The 26,380-nt window shown below is 72.7% G+C and carries 20 protein-coding genes; 16 read left to right on the forward strand and 4 right to left on the reverse strand.

Features of this window, described 5'->3' with window-relative positions:
• Positions 1 to 411: STAS domain-containing protein (locus ACZ4FV_RS22285; protein ID WP_465323113.1), on the forward strand; the 411-nt coding region annotated here is incomplete at its 5' end.
• A gap of 203 nt (positions 412 to 614) precedes the next feature.
• On the opposite strand, the gene gabT is transcribed toward ACZ4FV_RS22285, so the two are convergent.
• A complete protein-coding gene (gene gabT / locus ACZ4FV_RS22290) occupies positions 615 to 1,970 on the reverse strand; it encodes a 4-aminobutyrate--2-oxoglutarate transaminase (RefSeq protein WP_395862110.1) in 1,356 nt (451 codons plus the stop codon).
• A 256-nt stretch (positions 1,971 to 2,226) separates the two neighbouring features.
• Between gabT and ACZ4FV_RS22295 the strand changes: the two genes are divergently transcribed.
• The 11 genes from ACZ4FV_RS22295 to ACZ4FV_RS22345 all read left to right on the forward strand — a co-directional run bounded on the left by ACZ4FV_RS22295 (position 2,227) and on the right by ACZ4FV_RS22345 (position 18,803).
• A complete protein-coding gene (locus tag ACZ4FV_RS22295) occupies positions 2,227 to 4,620 on the forward strand; it encodes a type IV secretory system conjugative DNA transfer family protein (protein ID WP_465323114.1) in 2,394 nt (797 codons plus the stop codon).
• Between the two features lie 44 nt (positions 4,621 to 4,664).
• Entirely contained in the window at positions 4,665 to 6,185 is a 1,521-nt protein-coding gene (locus ACZ4FV_RS22300) for a PucR family transcriptional regulator (RefSeq protein WP_402231901.1), read from the forward strand.
• A 107-nt stretch (positions 6,186 to 6,292) separates the two neighbouring features.
• The gene (locus ACZ4FV_RS22305) at positions 6,293 to 7,735 is read left to right on the forward strand and encodes an aldehyde dehydrogenase family protein (RefSeq protein ID WP_465323115.1); all 1,443 of its coding nucleotides are present in this window, start codon (positions 6,293 to 6,295) and stop codon (positions 7,733 to 7,735) included.
• 287 nt (positions 7,736 to 8,022) lie between these two features.
• Positions 8,023 to 9,948, forward strand: coding sequence for an acyl-CoA dehydrogenase family protein (locus ACZ4FV_RS22310; protein WP_395862118.1), 1,926 nt, complete (start codon positions 8,023 to 8,025; stop codon positions 9,946 to 9,948).
• Between the two features lie 126 nt (positions 9,949 to 10,074).
• Positions 10,075 to 11,337: a 1-deoxy-D-xylulose-5-phosphate reductoisomerase gene (gene dxr, locus ACZ4FV_RS22315; protein ID WP_395862120.1), complete on the forward strand. Its 1,263-nt coding sequence runs from the start codon at positions 10,075 to 10,077 to the stop codon at positions 11,335 to 11,337.
• Positions 11,334 to 12,635, forward strand: a complete 1,302-nt coding sequence (locus ACZ4FV_RS22320; RefSeq protein WP_465323116.1) for a M50 family metallopeptidase — start codon at positions 11,334 to 11,336, stop codon at positions 12,633 to 12,635. Before dxr ends, ACZ4FV_RS22320 begins: the two co-directional genes overlap by 4 nt.
• A 184-nt stretch (positions 12,636 to 12,819) precedes the next feature.
• Positions 12,820 to 13,977 carry a flavodoxin-dependent (E)-4-hydroxy-3-methylbut-2-enyl-diphosphate synthase gene (gene ispG, locus ACZ4FV_RS22325; RefSeq protein ID WP_395862123.1) on the forward strand — a complete coding sequence of 386 codons (1,158 nt, stop codon included), beginning with the start codon at positions 12,820 to 12,822 and terminating at the stop codon, positions 13,975 to 13,977.
• Between the two features lie 250 nt (positions 13,978 to 14,227).
• Complete coding sequence (locus ACZ4FV_RS22330; RefSeq protein ID WP_395862125.1) at positions 14,228 to 15,679, forward strand: alpha/beta hydrolase; 1,452 nt, start codon at positions 14,228 to 14,230, stop codon at positions 15,677 to 15,679.
• A complete protein-coding gene (locus ACZ4FV_RS22335) occupies positions 15,676 to 17,169 on the forward strand; it encodes an alpha/beta hydrolase (protein ID WP_465323117.1) in 1,494 nt (497 codons plus the stop codon). The genes ACZ4FV_RS22330 and ACZ4FV_RS22335 overlap by 4 nt, the downstream gene beginning before the upstream one ends.
• Before the next feature lie 124 nt (positions 17,170 to 17,293).
• Complete coding sequence (locus tag ACZ4FV_RS22340; RefSeq protein ID WP_395862128.1) at positions 17,294 to 18,151, forward strand: GNAT family N-acetyltransferase; 858 nt, start codon at positions 17,294 to 17,296, stop codon at positions 18,149 to 18,151.
• 124 nt (positions 18,152 to 18,275) lie between these two features.
• Positions 18,276 to 18,803: a GNAT family N-acetyltransferase gene (locus ACZ4FV_RS22345; RefSeq protein ID WP_395862130.1), complete on the forward strand. Its 528-nt coding sequence runs from the start codon at positions 18,276 to 18,278 to the stop codon at positions 18,801 to 18,803.
• A gap of 54 nt (positions 18,804 to 18,857) precedes the next feature.
• Here ACZ4FV_RS22345 and ACZ4FV_RS22350 read toward each other — a convergent pair whose 3' ends face one another.
• From ACZ4FV_RS22350 to ACZ4FV_RS22360, 3 genes are read right to left on the reverse strand one after another with little or no spacing between them, the layout of a single operon-like run.
• Positions 18,858 to 19,775, reverse strand: a complete 918-nt coding sequence (locus ACZ4FV_RS22350) for an aminoglycoside phosphotransferase family protein (protein WP_395862132.1) — start codon at positions 19,773 to 19,775, stop codon at positions 18,858 to 18,860.
• Complete coding sequence (locus ACZ4FV_RS22355; protein ID WP_395862134.1) at positions 19,772 to 20,257, reverse strand: ferritin-like domain-containing protein; 486 nt, start codon at positions 20,255 to 20,257, stop codon at positions 19,772 to 19,774. Before ACZ4FV_RS22355 ends, ACZ4FV_RS22350 begins: the two co-directional genes overlap by 4 nt.
• Positions 20,254 to 20,727 (reverse strand): hypothetical protein, encoded by a 474-nt coding sequence (locus tag ACZ4FV_RS22360; RefSeq protein WP_402231893.1) that lies wholly within the window; start codon positions 20,725 to 20,727, stop codon positions 20,254 to 20,256. Before ACZ4FV_RS22360 ends, ACZ4FV_RS22355 begins: the two co-directional genes overlap by 4 nt.
• A 235-nt stretch (positions 20,728 to 20,962) precedes the next feature.
• On the opposite strand from ACZ4FV_RS22360, the gene rimP reads away from it, so the two are divergent.
• The 4 genes from rimP (at position 20,963) to infB (ending at position 26,213) form a co-directional block, all read left to right on the forward strand.
• Positions 20,963 to 21,529: a ribosome maturation factor RimP gene (gene rimP / locus ACZ4FV_RS22365; protein WP_465323118.1), complete on the forward strand. Its 567-nt coding sequence runs from the start codon at positions 20,963 to 20,965 to the stop codon at positions 21,527 to 21,529.
• Positions 21,530 to 21,532: 3 nt separating this feature from the next.
• Positions 21,533 to 22,555, forward strand: a complete 1,023-nt coding sequence (nusA, locus tag ACZ4FV_RS22370; protein ID WP_395862140.1) for a transcription termination factor NusA — start codon at positions 21,533 to 21,535, stop codon at positions 22,553 to 22,555.
• 8 nt (positions 22,556 to 22,563) lie between these two features.
• Positions 22,564 to 22,932 (forward strand): YlxR family protein, encoded by a 369-nt coding sequence (locus tag ACZ4FV_RS22375; RefSeq protein ID WP_395862788.1) that lies wholly within the window; start codon positions 22,564 to 22,566, stop codon positions 22,930 to 22,932.
• A gap of 98 nt (positions 22,933 to 23,030) precedes the next feature.
• Complete coding sequence (gene infB, locus ACZ4FV_RS22380) at positions 23,031 to 26,213, forward strand: translation initiation factor IF-2 (protein WP_395862142.1); 3,183 nt, start codon at positions 23,031 to 23,033, stop codon at positions 26,211 to 26,213.
• Positions 26,214 to 26,380: the final 167 nt, after the last annotated feature.

Genomic DNA, 26,380 nt, shown 5'->3' on the forward strand with positions numbered 1-26,380 from the left:
ACAACACCCCCGCCCCTCTCCCGGTCTCTCCCCCCCCCCCCCCCTCCCCCCCCTTCCCCCCCCCCCCCCCCCCCCCCCCCCCCCCCCCCCCCCCCCCGGCCGCGCGGCCTCCGACTCGAAGGCGAGATCGACCTCGCGAATGTGGACGTGGTGCGCCGTGTCCTGGCCTCCGCGGCCCGTGACGGCGGTGACGTCCGGGTGGACGTCAGCAAGCTCGCCTTCATCGACGTCGCGGGCCTGCGGGTGTTCGTCGACCAGGCCGGGGCGTTGTCCCGGCGCGGTGGTCACATGGTCCTGGTCGGCGCGAGCCGACAGATGTTGCGCGTGCTCGCCCTGTGCGGGTGGGACACCGTCCCGGGCCTGAGCATGGTTGAGCGGATCGCCCCGGCGCCGCGCCGACCGCGGCTCTGATCGGCCCGCACCGCTTTCGAACGTCGATTTCCGGCCGAAGTGGCCGCGCTCGACGACGCACTCGAACAACGCGCCCGACAACACGCCGAGGCGAGCACCGAAACCGGACGCCGAGGCAGGCGCCGAACGAGACGCCGAACATCAAGAACCGCCGCCCACCGGATTGTTCCGGTGGGCGGCGGTTTCGTGGTGTCGTGGGCGGCTCAGACCGAGGCGGCGAACGCCTCCTCCAGCACGTCCAGGCCCTCGACGAGCAGGTGCTCGGGCATCACCAGAGGCGGCAGGAAGCGCAGTACGTTGCCGTAGGTGCCGGCGGTCAGCACCAGCAGGCCCTGCGCGTGGCACGCCTTGGCGACCGCGCCGGCCAGCTCGGCGTTCGGCTCCTTGGAGCCGGGCTTGACCAGTTCCATCGCGATCATCGCGCCGCGGCCGCGGACCTCACCGATCTCGGCGAACTTCTCGCCCATCGTGCCCAGTCGGCCGAGCATGATCTCGCCGATCCGGCGGGCCGCGCCGTTGAGGTCGAGCCCGCGCATCGTCTCGATCGCGCCGAGCGCCGCGGCGCAGGCGACCGGGTTACCGCCATACGTGCCACCGAGACCACCCGCGTGGGCGGAATCCATAATCTCGGCGCGCCCGGTCACGGCGGCCAGCGGGAGGCCGCCGGCGATGCCCTTGGCGGTGGTGATCAGGTCCGGCACGATGCCCTCGTCGTCGCACGCGAACCACTGGCCGGTACGACAGAAGCCGGTCTGGATCTCGTCCGCCACGAACACGATGCCGTTCGCCTTGCAGAACTCGACGATCCTGGGCAGGAAGCCCTTGGCCGGCTCGATGAAGCCGCCCTCGCCCAGGATGGGCTCGATCACCACGGCGGCGACGTTGTGCGCGCCGATCTGCTTGGTGATCACGTCGATCGCCTGCGCGGCGGCCTCCTCGGCGCAGTTCTCCGCGCCGGTCAGCCAGCGGTAGGGGTAGGCGACCGGGACCCGGTAGACCTCGGGGGCGAACGGGCCGAACGACTCCTTGTACGGCATGTTCTTCGCGGTCAGCGCCATGGTCAGGTTGGTGCGACCGTGGTAGCCGTGGTCGAACACGACCACCGCGGGGCGCTTGGTGTGCGCACGCGCGATCTTGACCGCGTTCTCCACCGCCTCGGCGCCCGAGTTGAACAACGCGGTGCGCTTGTCGTGGTCGCCCGGGGTCAGCTCGTTGAGCTGCTCGGCCACGGCGACGTACGACTCGTACGGGGTCACCATGAAGCACGTGTGGGTGAAGCGCTGGAGCTGCTCGGACGCGCGACGCACCACACCCTCGGCCGAGTTGCCGACGCTGGTGACCGCGATGCCGGAGCCGAAGTCGATCAGGGAGTTGCCGTCCACGTCGACGACCACGCCGCCGCCCGCCTGGGTCACGAAGACCGGCAGGGTGGTGCTGACGCCGCGCGCCACCGCCTGGTTGCGGCGCGTCATCAGCTCGGTCGACTTCGGGCCGGGGATGGCGGTGACGAGCCGGCGCTCCTGCGGGAGCGAGGGCCCGCCGGGCTGCGAAGCGCCCATGCTGGTCTCCTGTGGGTCGAGGCGGGGGTTCACGGTGGCACCGCGGTCCTATCGGCAGGCTAGGCGCCGAGTCGCGTTCGCCGCATGCGCCGCATCGGTTAATCACCCGGTTGCTTGTGTCCGGGATGGACAAATGCCGATCGGGCAGAACAACTTCGGAACGCAACGCGGACTCGCGCCGGAATGATCATCACGACAGCGGGTGTGGCGCCTAGATTGAGTACCGGTTCAGGACGTGGTTCCGGGAGGGCTGGACGTGGACGTGGAACGGCCGGATTCCCCGGCGTCGCCGGCTGTCGAGGCGGAGGCCTTCGAGGCCGCGGCCTTCGAGGTCGACCCGGCACGCCGGAGCACACCGCCGACCCGCCGTGCGCGGACCGCCGGGGCGCGGGTGCCCGCGCCGGCGGCGGCGGATCGCGACGTGGATCCCGACGGCTTCGACCTGCGCGGGTGGCTGCGCGGTCCGCGCCACCGCGAGGCCCCGGGCGTGTACGGATACGGCCGGGACGAGCGGGAGATCAAGCTGCGGGCGGCCGAGCGCGAGGCGCGCACCCGGCCGGAGGCGGCGCTGGTGCGGCGCGCGGTGTTGTGGCTGGTGATCGCGGTGCTCAGCCTGAACTGGGTGATCATGGCCTACGTGTGGCTGGTCCGGAAGATCATCCCCACCTTCCTGTGGCCGCTGCTGTTCAACAATCTGCTCTACGTCCTGGTCTTCGTGCTCTTCGGCTATCTGGGCCGCTGGCACGAGATCGCCTGGCCGTTCCTGCGCCCGTGGTGGCAGCGGCTGGACCGGCGCGCCGAGCTGAACGGGCGCCCGCGCCCCGAACAGTGGCGGCGGGCCGCGTTGTTCCTGGTCCTGGGCTTCGTCGCGTGGATCGTGCTGATGCGGCCGTTCGTCGCGCTGTTGTTGCTGATCTTCCCGCGCGGGCTGCTGCACGACGGGCAGTGGCTGGTGCGACTCCTCTACAACGGCGGCTTCCTGTACGCGGCCGCGGTGCTCGGGCGCTGGAAGGTGGTGGTCGGGCCGTACGCGCGCACGCCCGCCGTGCACGCCGCGCACCCGAACGAGGAAGCGCCGGTCGCGGACGCCGAGTTGTGGCCCGAGCTGCGCGACGCGGGGCAACACGAGGCGGCCGATGTGCTCGACCACGAGGTGGCGGCGGGCCGGCTGCGGGACGTGGACTACCTGCGCCTGCGCCGGGTGATCGGGGCCGGTGAGCTCGACCCCGAATACCTCGCCGACGTGGCCGACGAGATCCACGACCACGGCGCCGCGGCCTGTCGGCACGGCTCCGGGCAGCGCGACGTGCGACCCAGGCGGGCCGAACACGATCTGCTGGCCGGACAGGTGCGGGTCGGCATGGGCACCGACCACCCGCGGAATCCGGCGCTGTACCGGGACACCGCGTTCGCGCTGGACCTGGACGTGCTCGGCGCCTCGATGCTCGTGGTCGGCGCGGCCGGGGCCGGCGAGTCGGGCCGACTGCTGGAGCCGGTCGTGGAGGCGATGAGCCTGCGCGCGCTGACCGGCACCGCGTCGCTGGTGGTGATCGACGCCAAGGGCGACGAGTGCGAACGCCCCCGCGGCGGCTACGACCGCGAGGTGATCGTCGGCGACCCGGACTCGCCCTCGGGCCTGGACCTGTACGGCGGCGCGGCCTCGCCCGAGGACGCCGCCGACCGGCTCGCCGCCGCCGCGCTGCCGCCGAACGCGATCGAGCTCGCCGAGGGCGCGAGCAACGCGCTGCGTCAGGTGCTCGGCGCGTACGTGGCCGGGCACGGCCGCTATCCCGAGGTCGGCACGCTGCTCGACCTGCTGGACGGCGCCGAGGCCGCGCTCGCCGCGCTGGAGCGCGCGCTGCGGGCCGCCGACCGCTACGCCGAGCACGAACGGGCGCTGCGCGCGATGGCCCGCGGTGACGACGACGCGCGGATGCTGGTGCAGCGCCTGGCGGTGCTGGAACGGCCCGGTGTCGCCGAGCTGTTCCGGCCCGACCGGGAGCGGTTCGCAGCCGGCGACATCGACCGGCCGCTGCGGGTACGGATCGGGCTGAACGAGGCCGCGCACCCCGAGGCGGCCAGGCTGATCGGCCGACTGGTGTTGTCCCAGTTCGTCCAGGCGATGGCCACGCCCCGGCGCGAGCGCGGGCCGCGCAAGGTGTTCGCGTGCCTGGTAGCCGACGACGCCGGGCGCCTGGTGGACGAGTACGCCGCGAAGGGCCTGCAATGGGCCCGCAACCGCCGGGCCGGCCTGGTCCTGTCGGTCCGCTCGCTCGACGACCTCACGCCCGCGCTGCGGCACACCGTGTTCGCCGCGGCCGGCTGCAAGGCGGTGGTACCGGGCGCGTCCCGCGCCGACGCCGAACTGTTCGCCGAGCACTGGGGGATGACCAAGGAGCAGGAGAAGTCGATCACCATGGGCACGCCCGAAGGCGGCCTGGCCAAGCGGATCCGCTACTCGGTGCTGGGCACGCTGTTCGGCGAGAAGGCCAGCGGCCGGTCCGAGCGGGTGACCACCCGCACCGTCGAGCGCTATCGCTGGTCCCCGTCCGAGATCGCCGGCGATCTGCCCACGCGGCACGCGATCGTCAGCCTGACCACCCGAAAGGGCGAGCGAACCCCTCCCGTGCTGATCGATCTCAGCCGCTGAGTCACACTGGAGGCCTCTCCCACTCCAGTCTGGACAACGCCGACATGCCGCCCACCCTCGCGTCCCTGGTCCGCGCACCCGCCCTCGACCTGCGGGTGCTCGCGGGCAAGGGCGGGCTCGAGCGCGAGGTGCGGTGGGTGCACACGAGCGAACTCGCCGATCCCACGCCCTATCTGGAGGGCGGCGAACTGCTGCTCACCACGGGGATGAAGCTCGGCCGCAGCAACGCCGAGCGTCGCGCCTACGTCGAGCGGCTCGCCGCCGCCGAGGTGGCCGGACTCGGCATCGGGGTGGGTCTGTCCCTGGACCGGGTGCCCGCGGTGATCGTCGAGGCCGCCGAGGCGCACGGCTTCCCGGTGTTCGAGGTGCCGCGCCCCACCCCGTTCATCGCGATCAGCAAGGTGGTCTCGTCGGCGTTGGCCGCCGAGCAGTACGAGACCGTCACCACCGGCTTCGCGGTCCAGCAGGAGCTGACCCGGGCGGCCGCCGGGCGCGAGGGCGCCGCGACGCTGATCCGCCGGCTCGCGGCCCGGCTGGACGGCTGGGCCGCGCTGTACGACGCGGACGGCACGCTGCGCCAGGTCGCGCCGACGGCGGCCCGCACGCGCACCGACGCGCTGCGCGCCGACATCGAGAAGCTGCGCGGGATGCCCGCGCCGTCCTCCGCGTCGTTGCCGGGTGTCGAGGGCGACGAGCGGGTGGTGGTCCAGTCGCTGGGCGCCGAGCGGCGGATCAGCGGCTTCCTGGCGGTGGGCACCGCCCGCCCGCCGCGCACGGCCGACCGGCAGACACTGGGCACCGCGGCCTCGCTGCTCACGTTGGCCCTGGAACAGTCCCGGGTCAGCGCCGACGCGGGCGCCCGGATGCGTACCGCGCTGCTGCGGATGTTGCTCACCGGAGAGCGGGCGACGCCGGCCGAGTTGGCGCACGACATCGCGACCGACCTGCCGCCCGGGCCGTGGCGGGTCGTGGTGGCCACCGGGCCCGAGCCGGTCGTGGCGGCGTTCACCGAGCGTCTGTGCGCGCGGGCGGTCCGGGCCGGGACACCCGCGCTCACCGGGGACTTGGGCGGCGCGACCGTACTGGTACTGCCGGAAGCGGTCGAGCCGGTCGAGCCGAGCGACCTGCCCGGTCTGATCGCGGGTGTGTCCGGTCCGGTCGAGCCGGCAGCCGCGGCCGACGGCTACCGGCAGGCGCTCGGCGCGCACGCGGTGGGCCTGCGCTCGGAGCGGACGCTGACCGTGCACGGCCGGGACGCGGGCGGGCTGCTGCCACTGCTGGACGGGGCCGCGGTGCACGCGTGGGCCGAACAACTGCTCGCGCCGCTGCGCGCGCACGACGTGGGCGGCCGGGGCGACCTGATCGGCTCGCTGCGCGCGTGGCTGGCCCGACACGGGCAGTGGGACGCCGCGGCCGGCGACCTGGGGGTGCACCGGCACACGCTGCGCTATCGCATCCGCCGGGCCGAGGAGATCCTCGGCCGTACCCTGGACGATCCGGACACCCGCGCCGAGCTGTGGTTCGCGCTGCGTGATCCGAGCGAGGTCCGCGACGACAAGTCGTAGTGGCGGCGGAGCACAATTGGCCGGTATGGACAAATGCGCGGGCGGGCGATCGGCCTACCGTTGAGTCACCGGGATCATCGGCGCCCGTTGACGGAGAAGGAGCAGCAGTGACCACCACCCACGCGTTCTGGCTGGCGGGCCGACAGGCCGCCGGCGAGACGGCCTTCGACGTCACGAACTCGTACGACGGCCGGATCGTCGGCCGGGTCTCCGAGCCCACCGACGCGCAGATCGAGGAGGCCGTCGCCGCCGCGCACGCGGTCGCGCACGAGTTCGCCGCGCTGCCCGCGTTCCGCCGGGCCGCGGCCCTGGACCACGTCGCCAAGCGGCTCGGTGAGCGCACCGAGGAGATCGCCCGGCTGATCACCGCCGAGAACGGCAAGCCGATCAAGTGGGCGCGCGGCGAGGTCGGCCGCGCGGTGTCGGTCTTCCGCTGGGCCGCCGAGGAGGCCCGCCGGTTCAACGGCGAGGGCATGCGGCTGGACACCGACGCGGGCGGCACCGGCCGCTACGCGCTGGTCCGCCGGATCCCCAAGGGCGTGGTGCTGGGCATCGCGCCGTTCAACTTCCCGCTGAACCTGGTCGCGCACAAGGTCGCCCCGGCGATCGCGGTGGGCGCGCCGATCATCCTCAAGCCGGCCCCGGCCACCCCGCTGTCCGCGCTGGTGCTCGGCGAGATCCTGGCCGAGACCGACCTGCCGGCGGGTGCCTGGAGCGTGCTGCCGGTGCCCAACGACCGGATGCCGGCGCTGGTCGAGGACGAGCGGCTGCCGGTCATCTCGTTCACCGGCTCGGGCCCGGTGGGCTGGAGCATCATGGACTCGGTGCCGCGCAAGCACGTCACCCTGGAGCTGGGTGGCAACGCCGCCGCCGTCGTGCTCGCCGACTGGTCCTCCGAGGCCGACCTGGAGTGGGCCGCGCAGCGGATCGCGACCTTCTCCAACTACCAGGGCGGCCAGTCCTGCATCTCGGTGCAGCGGGTGATCGCGGACGTGAGCGTCTACGACCGCCTGGTGGAGAAGATCGTGGCGAAGGTGGCCGCGCAGGTCACCGGCGACCCCGAGGACGACACGGTCGACGTCGGCCCGCTGGTCAGCGTCGCCGCCGCCGAGCGGGTCCAGGCGTGGGTGGACGAGGCCGTGCAGGCGGGAGCCAAGGTGCTCACCGGCGGTACCCGCGACGGTGCCTCCTACGCGCCGACGGTGCTCAGCGAAGTCCCGGCCGGCGTCACCATCGCCTGCGAGGAGGTCTTCGGCCCGGTGCTCACGCTGACCCGGGTGGACGGCACCGACGCCGCGTTCGCCGCGGTCAACGACTCCGAGTTCGGCCTTCAGGCGGGCGTGTTCACGCACGACATCCAGACCGCCTTCCGGGCCCAGCGCGAGCTGGAGGTGGGCGGCGTCATCATCGGCGACGCCCCTTCCTACCGCGCCGACCAGATGCCCTACGGCGGCGCCAAGAACTCCGGTGTCGGCCGCGAGGGCGTCACGTACGCGATGACCGACTTCACGTACGAGCGCGTCATGGTGCTCACGGGCCTGGACCTGTAGGCACCCCCGAACGAAGGGCCCGGCCGCCTGGGGTGGTGTCGCCGGGCCCTTTCGCATGTCCGCGGGCAGGCAGCGCATGTCCGCGGGCAGGCAGCGCATGTCCGGCGGGCAGCGGCGCGCGCCCGCCCGTCCGGAGCAAGGGCACGCCCGTCCGGAGCAAGGCCGCACACTCGCGGAGCGCCTCCTCTGGACAAATGGGCGTCACGCGGCATTCAGTGGACGTGCACGGGCAGGTAACACCGATCGGTAACAACGTCGGTCCGCTGCGAGTCCGCGAGGAGTCCGCCATGCCCCCTGTCAGCGAACGCGAAGCCCGTAAGGTCGCCGAGGAAGCACGGCAACAGGACTGGGACAAGCCCAGTTTCGCCAAGGAGCTGTTCCTCGGACGCTTTCGGCTCGACCTCGTCCACCCGCATCCCGAGGCGGACGCCGAGGAGATCCGTCGGGGGGAGGACTTCCTCGCGGTGCTCCGCGAGTTCCTCATCACCCGGGTGGATCCCACCGTGATCGAACGCGACGCGCGGATCCCGGACGAGGTGATCAAGGGCCTGGCCGAGATCGGCGCGCTGGGCATGAAGATCGACACCGAGTACGGCGGCCTGGGTCTGAGTCAGCTCTACTACAACAAGGCCCTGGTCCTGGTCGGCTCGGTCAACGCCGCGCTCGGCGCGCTGCTGTCCGCGCACCAGTCGATCGGTGTGCCGCAGCCGGTCAAGATGTTCGGCACCGACGAGCAGAAGCGCGAGTTCCTGCCGCGCTGTGTGCGCGAGGTCAGCGCGTTCCTGCTCACCGAACCCGACGTCGGCTCGGACCCGGCCCGGCTGGCCACCTCCGCGGTGCCCACCGAGGACGGCGAGGCGTACGTCCTGGACGGCGTGAAGTTGTGGACCACCAACGGCGTGGTCGCCGGGCTGCTCGTGGTGATGGCCCGGGTGCCCAAGGCCGAGGGCCGGCGCGGCGGGATCACCGCCTTCGTCGTGGACGCGGACAGCCCCGGCATCACCGTGGAGAACCGCAACTCCTTCATGGGCCTGCGCGGCATCGAGAACGGCGTGACCCGCTTCCACAACGTCCGGGTGCCCGCGGCGAACCGGATCGGGGCCGAGGGCGCGGGCCTGAAGATCGCGCTCACCACGCTCAACACCGGCCGGCTCTCGCTGCCCGCGATGTGCGCCGGCGCGGCCAAGTGGTCGCTGAAGGTGGCCCGCGAGTGGGCGGGCGAGCGCGAGCAGTGGGGTCGGCCGATCGCCGGACACGAGGCGGTCGCGGGCAAGATCGCCTACATCGCGGCGAGCGCCTTCGCGCTGGAGGCGGTGCTGGAACTGACCGCCAGGATGGCCGACGAGGACCGCCGCGACATCCGGATCGAGGCGGCGCTGGCGAAGTTGTACGCGTCCGAGGTGGGTTGGACGGTCAGCGACGAACTCGTGCAGATCAGGGGCGGCCGCGGCTACGAGACCGCCGCCTCGCTGCGGGCCCGGGGCGAACGCGGCGTACCCGCGGAGCAGATGTTGCGCGACATGCGGATCAACCGCATCTTCGAGGGCTCGACCGAGATCATGCACCTGCTGATCGCGCGCGAGGCGGTGGACGCCCACCTGGCGGTGGCCGGCGACATCATCGACCCCGACGCGGATCTGAAGGCCAAGGGCAAGGCCGCCGCCGACGCGGGCGTCTTCTACGCGAAGTGGCTGCCCAAACTGGTCACCGGCAAGGGGCAGGTGCCCACGTCCTACCGCGAGTTCGCCCGGGCCGGGGCGCCGAGCCTGGCCGCGCACCTGCGCTTCGTCGAGCGCGCCTCGCGCCGGCTGGCCCGCTCCACCTTCTACGGCATGGCCCGCTGGCAGGGCGCGATGGAGCGCAAACAGGGCTTCCTCGGTCGCATCGTCGACATCGGCGCCGAACTGTTCGCGATGAGCGCGGTGTGCGTGCGGGCCGACATGCTGCGCCGGCGCGACCTCGAGCAGGGCCGGGCCGCGTACGAACTCGCCGACCTGTTCTGCCGGCAGGCGCAGATCCGGGTGGACGAGCTGTTCGGCCGGTTGTGGACGAATACCGACGAGCTGGACGTCAAGGCGGTCGAGGGCGTGCTGGCGGGTCGGCACCTGTGGCTGGAGGAGGGCGTGCTCGACCCGTCCACCGAAGGCCCGTGGATCGCCGACGCGACACCCGGTCCGGCCAAAGTGGACAACGTGCACCGACCGGTCGGCTGAGCCGCTCGCGGCCGGCGGGCGCACCCCGCCGGCCGCGCCCTTCGACACGCGCGGTCCCCGTCGCCCACCGCCAACAAACCGCCGACCTGCGCTCGGCGCCGCACCGGCGCGGGCCACAATGGTCGGATGGACTCCCTGGCCGATCCGTACGTGCCCTTCGCCGCCCGCGACCAGTCGACCACCCGGCGGGACATCGTCCTGCTCGGCTCCACCGGGTCGATCGGGACCCAGACCATCGACGTGGTGCGCGCCCACCCCGACCTGTTCCGGATCGTGGGCCTGTCCGCCGGCGGCGGCCGGGTCGAGGAACTGGCACGACAGGCGCTCGAACTGGCGGTCGAGGTGGTCGCGGTGGCCAAGGCGTCCGCCGCCCAGGACCTGCAACTGGCCTTCTACGCCGAGGCCCAGCGGCGCGGCTACGCCAAGGGCGAGTACAAGCTGCCGCGCATCCTGGCCGGCCCCACCGCCGCGACCGAACTGGCCGCGCATCCGTGCGACGTCGTCCTCAACGGGATCACCGGTTCGATCGGCCTGGCCCCCACGCTCGCCGCGCTGACCGCAGGCCGCACCCTCGCGCTGGCCAACAAGGAGTCGCTGATCGTCGGCGGCCCGCTGGTGAAGGCGATCGCCAAGCCCGGCCAGATCGTCCCGGTCGACTCCGAACACTCGGCGCTGATCCAAGCGCTCCGCGGCGGTCGGGCCGACCAGGTCAAGCGGCTCGTGGTGACCGCCAGCGGCGGCCCGTTCCGCGGTCGCAGCCGCGCCGACCTGGTCGACGTCACGCCCGAGGAGGCCGCCGCCCACCCCACCTGGGACATGGGCCCGGTGATCACGATCAACTCGGCGACCCTGGTCAACAAGGGCTTGGAGGTGATCGAGGCGCACCTGCTCTACGACATCCCGTTCGACCGGATCGACGTCGTCGTGCACCCGCAGTCGATCGTGCACTCGATGGTCGAGTTCGTGGACGGCTCGACCCTGGCCCAGGCGTCGCCGCCGGATATGCGGCTGCCGATCGCGCTCGGCCTGTCCTGGCCGGACCGGGTGCCGAACGTGGCGGCCGGCTGCGATTGGACCAAGGCGGCCACGTGGGAGTTCTTCCCGCTCGACAACGAGGCGTTCCCGGCGGTCGAGCTGGCGTGCGCCGCGGGGCGCGCCGGCGGCACCGCGCCGGCCGTGTTCAACGCGGCCAACGAGGAGTGCGTGGACGCGTTCATCGCGGGACGACTGGGGTTCAACGGCATCACCGACACGGTCGCCCGTGTCGTGAGCGAGCATGATGTACGTGGGGACGGCAACCGGTTGACACTGGATGACGTCCTCGACGCGGAGGACTGGGCGCGCCGACGGGCACGCGAGATCATCGCCCACGGAGGAGAACCCCGTTGACCCTGTTCATGACGATCCTCGGCATCGTCGTCTTTGTCGTGGGCCTGCTGTTCTCCATCGCCTGGCACGAGGCGGGCCACCTGGTCACCGGCAAGATGTTCGGTGTGCGGGTGCCGCAGTACATGGTCGGCTTCGGCAAGACGCTGTGGTCGAGGAAGATCGGTGAGACCGAGTACGGCCTCAAGGCGATCCCGGCGGGCGGCTACTGCCGGCTGATCGGCATGTTCCCGCCCGACGCGTCGGGCAAGGTGCAGGCCCGCAGCACCTCACCGTGGCGCAGCATGATCGAGGAGGCCCGCGAGGCGTCCTACGAGGAGGTCGGTCCCGGCGACGAGGACCGGATGTTCTACCAGCGCAAGCCGTGGCAGCGCACGATCATCATGCTGGCCGGGCCGTTCATGAACCTGATCCTGGCCATCGGGCTGCTCGCGGTGTACCTGATGGGCTTCGGGATCCCCGAGACCACCTCGACGGTGAGCACCGTCTCGGAGTGCGTGGTCAGTGCCGACGCGAAGACCGACAAGTGCCCCGAGGGCGCCAAGGCGGCCCCCGGCAAGGCGGCCGGCCTGCTGCCGGGCGACCGCATCGTGTCGTTCAACGGTGAGAAGATCGGCGACTACGACAAGCTCCAGGGCCTGATCCGCAAGTCGTCCGGCGAGGTCACCCTCGTGGTCGACCGCAAGGGCGAACTCGTCACCCTCAAGCCGGTGCTCGAACAGAACAAGATGATCAAGCTCGACGGCGAAGGACGCCCGGTCGCCGATCAATACGTCACCACCGGCTTCCTGGGCATCAGTCCGGCGCGGGGGATCCAGCGCCAGAGCGCCGCCGAGTCCGTCGAGTACACGGGCGACCTGGTCAAGAGCGCGTTCCACGGCCTGCTGCGCATCCCGCAGAAGGTGCCCGCGCTGTGGGGCGCGGCCTTCCAGGGCGACGAACGCGACCAGGACTCCCCGGTCGGCGTGGTCGGCGCGGCCCGGGTCGGCGGCGAGGTGGCCGCGCTGGACGTGCCCGCGTCCCAGCGGGTCGGCCTGATGATCTTCATCATCGCGGGCTTCAACGTGTCGCTGTTCCTGTTCAACATGCTGCCGCTGCTCCCGCTCGACGGCGGTCACGTGGTCGGCGCCTGGTGGGAGTCGATCCGTCGCCGGATCGCGAGCCTGCGCAAGCGGCCGGACCCGGGCCCGTTCGACGTGGCCAGGCTGATGCCGGTCGCCTACGTCGTGGCCTCGATCTTCATCGCCTTCACCGTGCTGGTGTTGATCGCCGACCTGATCAACCCGGTGAAGGTGACCTAGGCCCTGTCCGCCGGACAGGGCCCGGCGCTCGGGAGAGCACCCCGACAAGACGCCCCGCCGGCCCCCCTTGTGTCGATCAGGCAACAGGTGGGTCGGCATGGGGGCACGGGCGCGGCCGCACCGGTGTGTGGTGGCGTAGCGTTGAGTCCGACCTACCGCGCCGACCCACGGGACTAAAGCGAAGATGACCGCGATCCAGCTCGGAATGCCGTCCGTACCTGCCCGGCCCCTCACGCCGCGCCGCAAGTCACGGCAGATCATGGTCGGCAACGTGGCCGTCGGCGGAGACGCCCCGGTGTCGGTGCAGTCCATGACCACCACCCTGACCTCCGACGTCAACGCCACGCTTCAGCAGATCGCCGAGCTGACCGCGTCCGGCTGCCAGATCGTCCGGGTCGCCGTGCCCTCGCAGGACGACGCCGACGCGTTGCCCGCGATCGCCCGCAAGTCGCAGATCCCGGTGATCGCGGACATCCACTTCCAGCCGAAGTACGTCTTCGCCGCGATCGACGCGGGCTGCGCCGCGGTACGGGTGAACCCGGGCAACATCAAGCAGTTCGACGACAAGATCGCCGAGATCGCCAAGGCCGCCTCCGCCGCCGGCACCCCGATCCGGATCGGCGTCAACGCCGGGTCGCTGGACAAGCGGCTGCTGGCCAAGCACGGCAAGGCCACCCCCGAGGCGCTGGTGGAGTCCGCGCTGTGGGAGTGCTCGCTGTTCGAGGAGCACGACTTCCGGGACATCAAGATCTCGGTCAAGCACAACGACCCGGTCGTGATGATCGAGGCCTACCGGCTGCTCGCCGAGCGTTGCGACTATCCGCTGCACCTGGGCGTCACCGAGGCCGGTCCCGCGTTCCAGGGCACGATCAAGTCCTCGGTGGCGTTCGGCGCCCTGCTCGCGCAGGGCATCGGCGACACCATCCGGGTCTCCCTCTCCGCTCCGCCGGTCGAGGAGATCAAGGTCGGCAACCAGATCCTGGAGTCGCTCGGCCTGCGGCAGCGCGGCCTGGAGATCGTCTCCTGCCCGTCCTGCGGCCGCGCCCAGGTCGACGTGTACAAGCTCGCCGAGCAGGTCACCGCGGGCCTGGACGGGCTCAAGGTGCCGCTGCGGGTGGCCGTCATGGGCTGCGTCGTCAACGGGCCCGGCGAGGCCCGCGAGGCGGACCTGGGAGTGGCGTCCGGCAACGGCAAGGGCCAGATCTTCGTCAAGGGCGAGGTGATCAAGACCGTGCCCGAGTCGAAGATCGTCGAGACCCTGATCGAGGAGGCGCTCAAGCTCGCCGAGCAGATGCAGGCGGACGGCGTGATCAGCGGCGACCCGATCGTCGACATCGCCTGAGCCGGTCCCACCCCGGGGCCGGCGCGCGGCCGATCCCGGGGCGGCCTCGCTTCCGGCCCGATACCGGCCCGACGGCGCCTCCGGCACCGGCTTCGGCCCGACGCGGGCGGGGCGACGATCGCAGCCCGACCGGATCAATCCACTCGCCCACCCGAGTGACATATCGTTGATGCGCCCCTACCCCCGGTAACCGACCCCGATCATCGAGATACATGATCGGGGCATCGCCCCCGGGGGAGGGGCGTCGCGCGTGGGACGCGTCATCGTGGCCGCACTGGCCGTCGCCGGCATGATCGTGGGCACCGCGGCGGGCCCCGTCGGCGGTCCCGACCCGGGCGGGCGAGCACCGGCCCGGGTGTCGCCCGGCATCGCCTGGGGCGAATGCCCGGCCGATGTGGCTGCACCCGGACTGCGCTGCGGGACGCTGGCCGTCCCGGTCGACCACGCCCGCCCCGACGGGCCCACCACCACGCTGGGCGTCTCGATGGCGCGGGCCCTGGGCGGCAAGCCCCGGCTCGGCACGATCGTGGTCAACCCCGGGGGCCCGGGCGGCGGCGGCATGTGGCTGGCCGATCTGGTGGGACACGCGTTGCCGGAACGGGTGCGGCAGAGCTACGACATCGTCGGTGTCGACCCGCGCGGCAACCACCACAGCGACCCCATCTCGTGCGTCGACCCGAGCTTCGACCGGGCGCCGAAGCCGGATCCGGTGCCCGTCACGGCGCAGGACGAACAGCGCCTGGTCCAGCGGGCCCGCGACTACGCGCGAGGTTGCGCCGAGCGGGCCGGCGACCTGCTGCCGCACCTGGGCACATCGGAGAACGCGCGCGACCTCGACCTGGTCCGCGCCGCGCTGGGCGAACCCCGGATCTCCTTCATCGGCTGGTCGTACGGCACCTATCTCGGCGCGGTCTACGGGCAGTCGTTCCCCGAGCGGGTCGACCGGATGATCCTGGACAGCGTCGTCGACCCGCGCCCGGACCAGATCTGGTACGGCGCCAACCTGCGGCAGGACGTCGCCTTCCAGGGCCGCTGGCGGGACTTCGTCGCGGCCGAGGGCGCCGACCTGGACGACGTGTTCGCCCGCGTGCTCGCCCGCGTCCGGGCCGAGCCCGCCGGCGGCACCGTCGGCCCCGCGGAGCTGCGCGACATCGCCACCCGGATCCTGTACGGCTCGCAGACCTGGCCCGGGTTCGCCCGGGCGTTGCGCGCCCACGACGCGGGCGACCCGGCGCCGCTGGCCGCGCTGTACAGCCCGCCCACCGCGCAGGACGCCAACGGCACCGCGATCTACACCGCCGTCGAATGCCACGACGGCCCGTGGCCGCGCGACTGGTCGGTCTGGGACCGCGACGCCCGCGCCGTGGATCGGGTCGCGCCGCTGGTGACCTGGTCCAACACGTGGCTGAACGCGCCCTGCGCGTTCTGGCCGGTGCCCCCGCGCACGCCGCCCACGATCGACGGCCGTGGCCTGCCGCCGGTGCTGCTGATCCAGGGCACCCGGGATCCGGCCACCCCACCCGCCGGGGCGGGCGCGCTGCACCACGCGCTGCCGTCCTCGCATCTGATCACCGTGCTCGGCGAGGGCGACCACGGAATCCTCGCGTTCCAGCCCAACGACTGTGTCCTGCGGGCCGCCGCGGCCTATCTGACCGACGGCACGCTCCCCGCGGGCCGCGACACCACCTGCGAGGAATCGTGACCCGCGCCGTCCGCGTCCTGCTGGCCGGCGCGCTGACCGCCGCCGTGCTGACCGCCGCCGCGCCCGCCCGGGCACAGACCGAGCCGATCGTGTGGGGCGACTGCCCGTCGGGCACCGCGCCGGGGGAGCGCTGCGGCGACATCGGCGTGCCGCTGGACCACGCCCGCCCGGCGGGCCCGCGGATCCGGGTCGGCGTCTCCAAGGTCGCGGCGACCGGGACCGCGGCCGAGTACCAGGGCATCCTGATGGTCAACTTCGGCGGTCCGGGCGCCGCCGCCGTCGGCTCGATGGCGGCACTGGCCGGCGGCCTGCCCGAACGGGTACGCCGGGCCTACGACCTGATCGGCTTCGATCTGCGCGGGCGCGGCACGAGCACCCGGGTGAGGTGCACCGACCCGGCGACGTTCGGCCGCGGGCCCAAGCCCGACCCGGCGATGCCCGCCGGCCGGGCGGCGCACCTGGCCGCCGCCCGGGCGTTCGCCGACGGCTGCCGCGCGTCCGCCGCGGACCTCCTGCCACACCTGAGCACCCGGGACATCGCGCGCGACCTCGACCTGGTCCGGGCCGCGTTCGGCGCGGCCCGGCTCTCGATCCTGGGCTATTCGTACGGCAGCTACCTGGGCGCGGTCTACGGGCAGCTCTTCCCGAACCGGGTGCACCGGATGCTCCTGGACAGCCTGGTCGACCCGACCCGGGTCTGGTACGAGACCGGTTTCCTCCAGGCCGCCGGATTCGACGCGCGCCGGCGCGAGTGGGCCGCGTGGACCGCCGAACGGGCCGACCGCTTCCACCTGGGTTCGACCCCGCCGGCCGTGCTGGCGACCTGGGAGCGACTGCGCACCGAACTCGCCGCGCGCCCGGCGGCCGGCATGTTCGGCGGCGTCGAACTCGACCAGTACACGCTCGGCAAGCTGTACACCGACCGGGACTGGGCGAGCATGTCCAACGCGCTCGCGGACTACGCGTCGGGAGATCCGGCCGCGTTGATCGCCGGGCGCAAGCCGGCGACCGAGGACGAGGTCAACTTCGAGTCGGTGATGCAGACCGTCACCTGTGCGGACGCGCCCGCCCCGGCCGACGAGTCGGTGTTCGAGCGCGACATGGCCCTGCTCCGGGCCCGGCACGGCGCGCTGGGCGCGGCCATCGCCTCCCCCGGCGCGTGCCTGTACCTGCAGAGCAACACCGCGCCGCCGACCCGGATCGACGGTGCCGGGCTGCCCGGCGTACTGCTGATCCAGTCCGTCGGCGACCCGGCGACGCCCTACGACGGGGCCCTGCGCATGCACGCCGCGCTGCCCTCCTCGCGACTGCTGACCGTGCGCGACAACGGCAACCACGGGCACTACCTCGTCGACGGCGGATGCGTCGACGAGCGAGGCACCGCCTACCTGGTCGACGGCACCCTGCCGGCGACGGACACCGAGTGCGCCGGCGCCGCGTCGAGCGAGCCCCTCCCGCGCCGATCGGCGGTTCCCCGGCTCCGTCGCTGACCCGCCCGCGGGGGGCCGCCGGCCCCGGTCGCAGAACCCGTCGCCTCCCGGGCGGCGCGCGCGGCCCGGACCTGCATAGGGTGGTGCCGCAAGACTGGCATTTCCCCAAGGTCCGCCCGATGGCATGGTGAGGCACGTGCTGAGCTCGGTTTCCACCAAAGTCCTGGACGGGACCGACCTGTCCGCCGTCCAGGCGCTGCTCGACCGTGACCCCGTCACGAACGTCTTCGTCGCGTCCCGGGTCCGACTCGCGGGCGTCGATCCGTGGCGGCTGGGCGGCGAACTGTGGGGGTACTACCAGAGCGGTCGGCTCACCTCGCTGTGCTACGCGGGCGCGAACCTGGTCCCGGTCGAGGCCGGCCCGGACGCCATACGCTCCTTCGCCGAGCGGGCCCGCCGCCAGGGCCGGCGCTGCTCGTCGATCGTCGGCCCGGCCGAGGCGGCGGCCGATCTGTGGCGGCTGCTCGAACCCGTGTGGGGCCCGGCCCGTGACGTCCGCCCGATCCAGCCGCTGATGGTCGCCGACCAGCCCTCGCGCGAGGTGGCGGCGGATCCGCTGGTGCGCCGGGTGCGTCCGGACGAACTGGATCTGATGATGCCCGCGTGCGTGGCGATGTTCACCGAGGAGGTCGGCGTCTCGCCGCTGATCGGCGACGGCGGCACGCTGTACCGCGCGCGCGTGGCCGAACTGATCGCCGGTGGTCGCGCGTTCGCCCGGATCGAGGAGGGCCGGGTGGTGTTCAAGGCGGAGATCGGCGCGGTCACTCGGCACGCGTGCCAGATCCAGGGCGTGTGGGTGGCGCCGGAGCGGCGCGGCGAGGGCCTGTCCGAGATCGGCATGGCCGCCGTGCTGCGCCACGCGCTCAGCGAGGTCGCCCCGATCGCCAGCCTGTACGTGAACAGCTACAACGGCCCCGCGCGCGCGGCCTACCGGCGGGTCGGCTTCGCCGAGACCGGCACCTTCATGAGCGTGCTGTTCTGATGGGGCCGCAGCGGATGTGGCCAGGGTCGACACGGCACGCTCCGATCAGGCGCGTTTGTCCGCGGCCCGAGCCGGTGGTGCGTGGGCGGCGGCGGGACCCGGCCCCGAGGGAGTGCGTGTGCTGATGGAGTGGACGTGCCGGGTCGTCGATCTCGCCGAGTACGCGGACGAGGCGGTCGACGTCCAGGCCGGCGCGTTCGGTCTGGCCGACGACGAGATCGCGGTGCGGCAGCGGATAATGCGCCGGCACGCGACCTTCGCCGGGGTGCGCTCCCTGGGCGCGTTCGACGACGCGGGTCGGCTGGTCGGATTCGGCTACGGCTACCCCAACCTCACCGACCAGTGGTGGAGCCTGGTGATCGAGCCGCACCTGGCCCGGGCCGGACATCGGGCCTGGCTGGACGAGTCGTTCGTGGTCGGCGAGCTGCACGTGTTGCCGCGCTGGCAGGGCCATGGCATCGGACGCACCCTGATCACCCTGCTGTGCCGGGGACAGGACCGGTCGCACATCCTGCTGTCCGCGATCGACGAGCAGACCCCGGCCCGCCGGTTGTACCGGGGCCTGGGGTTCCGGGACCTGGCCCGCCCGGTGTTGTTCCCGGGCAACGAACGTCCCTACGCGGTGATGGGCGCGATCCTGCCGTTCACCTGACCGGCCCGACCCCCGCCCGACGCCGGATCCGGGCGGGGCCTCGCGAGCACCGGATCAGGAGAGCCACTCGGCGACGGAGAGCAGGTCCTCGCCCGCCGGATCGTCGACGGACACGCACCACAGGCCCAGTGCCAACGCCTGCACCAGGGCCCACCCGCGCACTCGCTCGGCGTCCAGATCCAACGCGTTCGCCAGCCAGGTCACCCGCCGCCGCACCAGCGCCTGAGGGCGCGGCTCGGCGACCACCGTGGCCATCCGGTCCCGCACCAGCGGGCCCAGGTCGAAGGCGCGTTCGCCGAGCATCGGGCGCGGGTCGATCGCCAGCCACTTCGCCCGGGTACCCGCCAGCACGTTGCCGTGGTGGCAGTCGGTGTGCAGGACCACGACCTCGGGCTGCGAGCCGGCCAACTCGCGGCACAGCGCCACCGCCTCGTCCACCAGCGCCCGGGGGCACGGGCCGGCCAGGTCCGCGTACCGGCGAGGGATCGATTCCGCCCAGTGCCCGGCCCGATCCGCGACCGGCTCGATCGTGCAGTCCGCGGGCGGGGTCACCCACAACCTGCGGACCACCTCGGCCGCCTCCAGCATCGCCCGGTCCTCGGCCAGCGAGCGCAGCGACACATCCGGCTGGAGCCGCTCCAGCAACAGCGCGCCGCGCTGCGGGTCACCGTCCAACAGCCGGACCGCCCCGACGCCGTCCCACAACGCGAGCGCGGCCGCCTCGTGCGCGGTGTAGCGGTCGATCAGGCCGAGCTTGAGGGTGGCGGGCGTCCCGTCCGCGAGCCGGACCAGGAAGGTCAGGCTGAGCGCGCCGCCCGGGATGATCGGCCGCTCGACGGTCAGCCCCCAGCGCCGCGCGTACTCGGCGACCGCGTCCGGCAGCCCGGCGAGCCACGGGCGGGCGACCTCCTCGCCGCACCAGCGCAGCGCGGTCCGGGTCAATCGTTCCGGCACCTCGACCCGATCGCTCACGTGCGGCCCCCGGCCGTCGGCGTACCGGGCTCGGTCGACGCGGGCAGCCCCGGGAAGGGGGTACTCGTGCCGCGCCAGCGCACCGCCCATACGGCGGTCTCGCGCAACCAGCCCGCCGCCTCGTTCCGCAGCGGGGCGCCCGCGAGGGCCACCAACTCGCCCAGACGCACCGCGACCCCGTCCTCCAGGTGCACCGCGAGCCGGGTCGCGTCCGCGGGCGTGCCCACCGGGAACGGGATCGTGTACGCGGGCGCCGCGGCCGGCGCCGCCGCGCCCCGATCGGTGATCAGCCGCGCGATCGTGTCCCGACGGGCCCGGTGCGTGTCCAACGCGGTGCGCGCCTGGGTGCGCGCGGCACCGGTCAGCCGGCCACCGGCCACGCCGTAGCCGTAGACCGCCGCGTGCTCCGCCTGCAACGCCTCGCTCAGCGCCCGGATCTCGGGGTTGGCGGACCCGGACGGGGCCGGTCGCGGCGTGCTCACGATGCGCTCCGAAGCAGTTGGGCGTGACCCGCCAGGCACGCGGCGGTGGCGGCCAGTCGGCGGGCGAGTTCGGGGGAGAGAGCGTCAAGTCCGGTCAGCCGCTCGTCGGACGCCTGCTGCGCCCGGTCGGCGACCGCGCTGCCCGTGGCGGCGGCGTCCTGTGGCGCGGCGGCGGGAGGCGGCGCGGAGTGCGACGCGCCCCCGGCGAACACGCGCAGGTGTTCGCGCAGTTCGAGCGACAGCGGCCGGATCCGCTCGGCCAGGGCGGCGTCTCGCGCGGCGACCGCGTCGTAGTGCGCGAGCAGTGCCCCGGTCGTCGCGTACGCCCGTTCGCGCGCCGCGTCGTCGACCCGGCGTCGACCCTGGTCCGCGCCCCCGCCGTCGTCGTCGCAACCGACGACGGCCGCGGCGATCGTCGCCGCGGCCACGGTGCCCAGGACGGCCCGTCGCGTCGGCCCCGCGTCGCGCATGCGTCCCGCTCCTGAACCTCGTCCGTGATGTGCGATGTCCGGTGTCCGTCGCCGGCCCCGGCCGTGTCGGACGCTACCGCATATGCGGGCGTGCGGACCTCGGCGGACATCCGGCGTACGCCGGGCGGACGTGCGCGAGATGGCCTCCGGACCGGATACTGTTGTCCTTCCCCGACCCGCCCCGGGCGGTCGACGCACCTGAGACAACAGCACACGCAGCCGAGGAGTCACCCGGATGAGCACCACCACGTTGGACCGGCTGCGGGAGTTGCTGGAGCCGGTGGTATCGACGGTGGGCGTGGATCTGGAGGATCTCTCCCTCACCCCCGCCGGCAAGCGTCGGGTGCTGCGTGTGATGGTCGCCGCCGACGGCGGCGTCGACCTGGACAAGGTCGCCGAGGTCAGCCGGGCCGTCTCGGACGTGCTCGACCCGAGCGACGTGCTCGGCAGCCTGCCCTATCAACTGGAAGTCACCACCCCGGGCGTGGACCGCCCGCTGACGCTGGAGCGCCACTGGCGCCGCGCGGCGGATCGGCTGGTCCAGGTCCACCTGCACGACGGCGGCACCCTCACCGGCCGGATCGGCGCGAGCGACGCGGACGGCGTGGAGTTGGACGTCGAGGGCAAGCCGCGCCGGCTGACCTACGACGAGGTGGCCAAGGCGGTCGTGCAGGTCGAGTTCAACCGCAAGAGCGCGGACCCGGCGGCCGACGCCGAGGACGACGAGGACACCGGGGTCGAGGACGACATCGACCACGACGACGACAACGACAACGACGACACCATGGACGAGGAGGCGTAGGACGTGGACATCGACATGAGCGCCCTGCGCGGGCTTGAGCGCGAAAAAGAGATCAAGTTCGACCTCCTGGTCGAGGCCATCGAATCGGCCCTGTTGATCGCATACCACCGCACCGAGGGCAGCCTGCCCAAGGCGCGCGTGGAACTGGACCGTGCCACCGGGCACGTCACCGTGTGGGCGACCGAGACCGACGAGGCCGGACAGCGCGTTCGCGAGTTCGACGACACCCCGGACGACTTCGGCCGGATCGCGGCGACCACCGCCAAGCAGGTGATCCTGCAGCGGCTGCGCGACGCCGAGGAGGAGATCACGTTCGGCGAGTTCGCCGGCCGTGAGGGCGAGATCGTCGCCGGCGTGGTCCAGCAGGGCAAGGACAACCGCAACGTCCTGGTGGACCTGGGTCGCATCGAGGCGATCCTGCCGCCCCAGGAGCAGGTACCGGGCGAGCGGTACGCGCACGGCATGCGCCTGCGTTGCTATGTCGTACAGGTGCGGCGTGGGCCCAAGGGGCCGTCCATCACGCTCTCGCGCACCCACCCCAACCTGGTGCGGAAGCTGTTCGCGCTGGAGGTTCCGGAGATCGCCGACGGCAGCGTCGAGATCGCCGCGATCGCCCGCGAGGCCGGCCACCGCTCCAAGATCGCCGTCTACTCCACGCGGGCCGGGCTCAACCCCAAGGGCGCGTGCATCGGGCCGATGGGGGCACGCGTGCGTGCCGTCATGGCCGAGTTGAACGGCGAGAAGATCGACATCGTCGACTGGTCGGACGACCCCGCGCGGATGGTGGCCAACGCGCTGTCACCGGCCCGGGTGAGCAAGGTCGAGGTCGTGGACCTCGCCGCGCGTTCCGCCCGGGTGACGGTGCCCGACTACCAGCTCTCGCTGGCGATCGGCAAGGAAGGGCAGAATGCCCGCCTTGCCGCGCGATTGACCGGATGGCGCATCGACATCCGGCCGGACACCGAGACCGGGGAATCGGACGACCGGGGACGGTCGACCGAACCAGGCCGCGGTGAGGAGCGGTAGACTTGAACATGTCTGGTCGCAGGCGAGCCCGAGCATGCCCTCGTACAACGGTGGAGAAGCAGGAAATCACTGCCTCTCCGTGCCGAACGTGCGTAGGTTGTCGGCAGCGTGCGGCCAAGGCCGACCTATTGCGGGTCGTGGCGGTGGAGGGCAGTTGTGTCCCCGACCCCCGCGGCCGAATGCTCGGACGGGGCGCGCATCTGCACCCCGATCCGGAGTGCCTGGCCCAGGCTGAGCGTCGAAAGGCGTTCGTTCGGGCTTTGCGCGTGCCGGGGCCGCTGGACTCGGCACCACTGCGTGCTTATTTGAGCGGTGATGGGTTGTCAGAGGTCGGTCGGACAGGTCCAGCGAAGCAGTACCTCGCGAGTCGGAAGTAGGTCGAGATTGCGATGAGCACTCGATGAGTACGCGATGAGTACAGACATGCGGTAGTGACGGTCCGGCGGACGACCAACCCCGGACCAGAAGGAGCGACGTGGCAAAGGTCCGGGTATACGAACTCGCCAAGGAGTTCGGAGTCGAGAGCAAGGTCGTCATGGCCAAGCTCCAAGAACTCGGTGAGTTCGTTCGTTCGGCGTCCTCGACGATCGAGGCGCCGGTTGTTCGCAAACTGACGGAAGCACTCAAGACGGAAGGCGGGCCCGCCCGCCGGCCCCAGCGTCCCGCGCCCTCGGGCGCGCCGCAGGCGGCCACCCCCAGTTCCCCGCAGGGCGCCTCGGCGCGTCCTGCCCCCGCGCCGGGCCCGCGCCCGGCGGGTGCGCCGACCCCGGGCCCGCGCCCGGCGCCGCGCCCGGCCCCCCAGGGCAGCACCGCTCCGCCCGTGGTGCCGGCCACGCCGGCCGCGGAGGCGGCTCCGGCCGCCCCGCGTCAGGCGGAGCGTCCCGCGGCGCAGTCGGGTCAGCGTCCGGCCGGTGCGCCGGCTCCGGGCCCGCGCCCGGCGGCGCGTCCCGGCGACCGCGGTCCGGCCGAGCGTGGTCAGGGCGACCGCGGCCAGGCCGAGCGCGGTCCGCGTTCGGACCGTCCGGCGGCGGCCTCCTCGGGTCCGGCGGGTAGCCGTCCGGGTCCGCGTCCGGCCGGTGGCGGTCAGGGCGGCCCCGGTGGCCGTCCCGAGCGCGGCGATCGTCCCGAGCGTGGCGAGCGTCCCTCCGGTCCGCGTACCGGTGGCGCTCCGTCCGCCGGTGGCGCGCGTCCGGGTGGTCCCGGTCAGGGAGGTGCCCCCCGTCCGGGTGGCACGCGTCCCGCCGGCCCGCGTCCGGGCAACAACCCCTTCACCTCGGGCAGCACCGGCATGCCGCGGCCGCAGGCCGCCGGTGGCGCCGGTCGACCCACTCCCGGTGGCATGCCGCCGCGTCCGCAGGGTCCTGCGGCCGGTGGCCCGCGTCCGGGTGGTTCGGGTGGCCCCGCGGGTCCCCGTCCCGGTGGTAGCGCAGGCCCCGGTGGCCCGCGTCCCAACCCGGGCATGATGCCCAACCGTCCGGCGCCCGCTCGTGGCCCCGGCGGTCCCGGTCGTCCCGGCGGTGCGCCCGGTCGTCCCGGCGGTCCCGGTGGCGGCGGTGGCGGTCGTCCGGCGGGTGCCGGCGGCGGTGGCGGTCGTCCCGGCGGCGGCGGTGGCGGCTTCGGCGGTCCCCGTCCCGGTGGTGGCGGCGGCGCTCCGGGTCGTCCCGGTGGCGGCGGCGGTTTCGCCGGTCGTCCCGGCGGCGGCGGTCGTGGTGGCCCCGGCGGTCGCGGCGGCACGCAGGGCGCGTTCGGTCGTCCCGGTGGGCGTCCGGGCCGCGCGCGCAAGTCGAAGCGTCAGCGTCGTCAAGAGTTCGACAACATGCAGGCTCCGTCCGCCGGTGGCGTGATGGCCCCTCGCGGCAACGGGCGTGTCGTCCGGCTGTCGCGCGGTGCCTCGCTCACCGACTTCGCGGAGAAGATCAACGCGAACCCCGCGGCTCTCGTCCAGATCATGTTCAACCTCGGCTCGCTGCTCACCTCGACCCAGTCGGTCAGTGACGCGGAGCTGCAGATCCTGGCCGGCGAGCTCGACTTCGTGATCCAGATCGTCTCCCCGGAGGAGGAGGACCGCGAGCTGCTCGAGTCCTTCGACCTCGAATGGGGCGAGGACGAGGGCGACGAGGACGACCTCGAGGCGCGTCCGCCGGTGGTCACCGTCATGGGTCACGTCGACCACGGCAAGACCCGCCTGCTCGACGCGATCCGCAAGACGAACGTGATCGCGGGCGAGGCCGGTGGCATCACCCAGCACATCGGTGCCTACCAGGTCGCGACCACGGTCAACGACATCGACCGCAAGATCACCCTGATCGACACCCCGGGTCACGAGGCGTTCACCGCCATGCGTGCCCGCGGCGCCAAGTCGACGGACATCGCGATCCTCGTGGTCGCGGCGGACGACGGCGTGAAGCCGCAGACGATCGAGGCGCTCAACCACGCGCAGGCGGCCGGCGTGCCGATCGTCGTGGCGGTCAACAAGATCGACAAGGAAGGCGCGGACCCGACCAAGGTTCGTGGCCAGCTCACCGAGTACGGGCTCGTGGCCGAGGAGTACGGCGGCGACACGATGTTCGTCGACATCTCGGCGAAGCAGGGCCTGGGCATCGACGAGCTGCTCGAGGCGGTCGTACTGACCGCGGACGCGGCTCTGGAGCTCACCGCCAACCCGCACCAGGAAGCCCAGGGCATCGCGATCGAGGGTCACCTCGACAAGGGCCGCGGCCCCGTCGCGACCGTCCTGGTCCAGCGCGGCACCCTGCGCATCGGCGACGCGATCGTGGTCGGCGAGGCGTACGGCCGAGTCCGCGCGATGATCGACGAGAACGGCAACAACCTCACCGAGGCCGCGCCGTCCCGTCCGGTCATGGTGCTGGGTCTGACCTCGGTGCCGGGTGCCGGTGACAACTTCCTCGTGGTCGAGGAGGAGCGCACCGCGCGCCAGATCGCCGAGAAGCGGGCGGCTCGGGAGCGCAACGCGCTGCTGGCCCGTCGTTCGAAGCGGATCTCGCTCGAGGACCTCGACCTGGCCCTCAAGGCCGGCGAGATGCAGCAGCTCAACCTCATCCTCAAGGGTGACGGCTCCGGTTCGGTGGAGGCGTTGGAGGACGCGCTGCTCAACCTGGAGGTCGGCGAAGAGGTCGAGCTGCGGATCATCGACCGGGGTGTCGGTGCGATCACCGAGTCCAACGTCAACCTGGCGATGGCCTCGGACGCGATCATCATCGGCTTCAACGTCCGGCCGGAGGGCCGGGCGCGGACGATGGCGGACCGCGAGGGCGTCGACATTCGCTTCTACTCGGTGATCTACCAGGCCATCGAGGAGATCGAAGCCGCGCTCAAGGGCATGCTCAAGCCCGAGTACGAAGAGGTGCAGCTCGGCACGGCGCAGATCCGCGCGGTGTTCCGCTCCTCCAAGCTCGGCAACATCGCGGGCTGCATGGTCACCGGCGGGACGATCAAGCGCAACACCAAGGCGCGGATCATCCGGCAGGGGTCGGTCGTCGCCGACAACCTCAACGTCGAGGGCCTGCGTCGCGAGAAGGACGATGTCACCGAGGTCCGCGAGGGCTTCGAGTGCGGTATCAACCTCGGTTCGTTCAACGACATCAAGGTCGAGGACATCATCGAGACGTTCGAGATGCGGGAGAAGCCGCGAGGCTGACCCGGTAGCTCGAACCGATCGAACCGCTGAACCGATACGACGGATCCGCCCGGTGCACACCGGGCGGATCCGGCGTCTCGCAGTACGAGCAGAGCAAGCGTGACCAGTGGTGTCCGGGCCGCGACGTGCGAGCCCGGTTCTTTTCGTCGGTGGCCCCAGCGGTCCCG

It is taken from the genome of Embleya sp. NPDC025285 (assembly GCF_055558835.1).

Coding starts and splice junctions, on each gene's coding strand:
- gabT (WP_395862110.1), bottom strand. CDS start 1,970: ATGGGCGCTTCGCAGCCCGGCGGGCCCTCGCTCCCGCAGGAGCGCCGG.
- ACZ4FV_RS22300 (WP_402231901.1), top strand. CDS start 4,665: ATGCCGCCCACCCTCGCGTCCCTGGTCCGCGCACCCGCCCTCGACCTG.
- ACZ4FV_RS22310 (WP_395862118.1), top strand. CDS start 8,023: ATGCCCCCTGTCAGCGAACGCGAAGCCCGTAAGGTCGCCGAGGAAGCA.
- dxr (WP_395862120.1), top strand. CDS start 10,075: ATGGACTCCCTGGCCGATCCGTACGTGCCCTTCGCCGCCCGCGACCAG.
- ispG (WP_395862123.1), top strand. CDS start 12,820: ATGACCGCGATCCAGCTCGGAATGCCGTCCGTACCTGCCCGGCCCCTC.
- ACZ4FV_RS22340 (WP_395862128.1), top strand. CDS start 17,294: ATGGTGAGGCACGTGCTGAGCTCGGTTTCCACCAAAGTCCTGGACGGG.
- ACZ4FV_RS22345 (WP_395862130.1), top strand. CDS start 18,276: ATGGAGTGGACGTGCCGGGTCGTCGATCTCGCCGAGTACGCGGACGAG.
- ACZ4FV_RS22360 (WP_402231893.1), bottom strand. CDS start 20,727: ATGCGCGACGCGGGGCCGACGCGACGGGCCGTCCTGGGCACCGTGGCC.
- rimP (WP_465323118.1), top strand. CDS start 20,963: ATGAGCACCACCACGTTGGACCGGCTGCGGGAGTTGCTGGAGCCGGTG.
- ACZ4FV_RS22375 (WP_395862788.1), top strand. CDS start 22,564: ATGTCTGGTCGCAGGCGAGCCCGAGCATGCCCTCGTACAACGGTGGAG.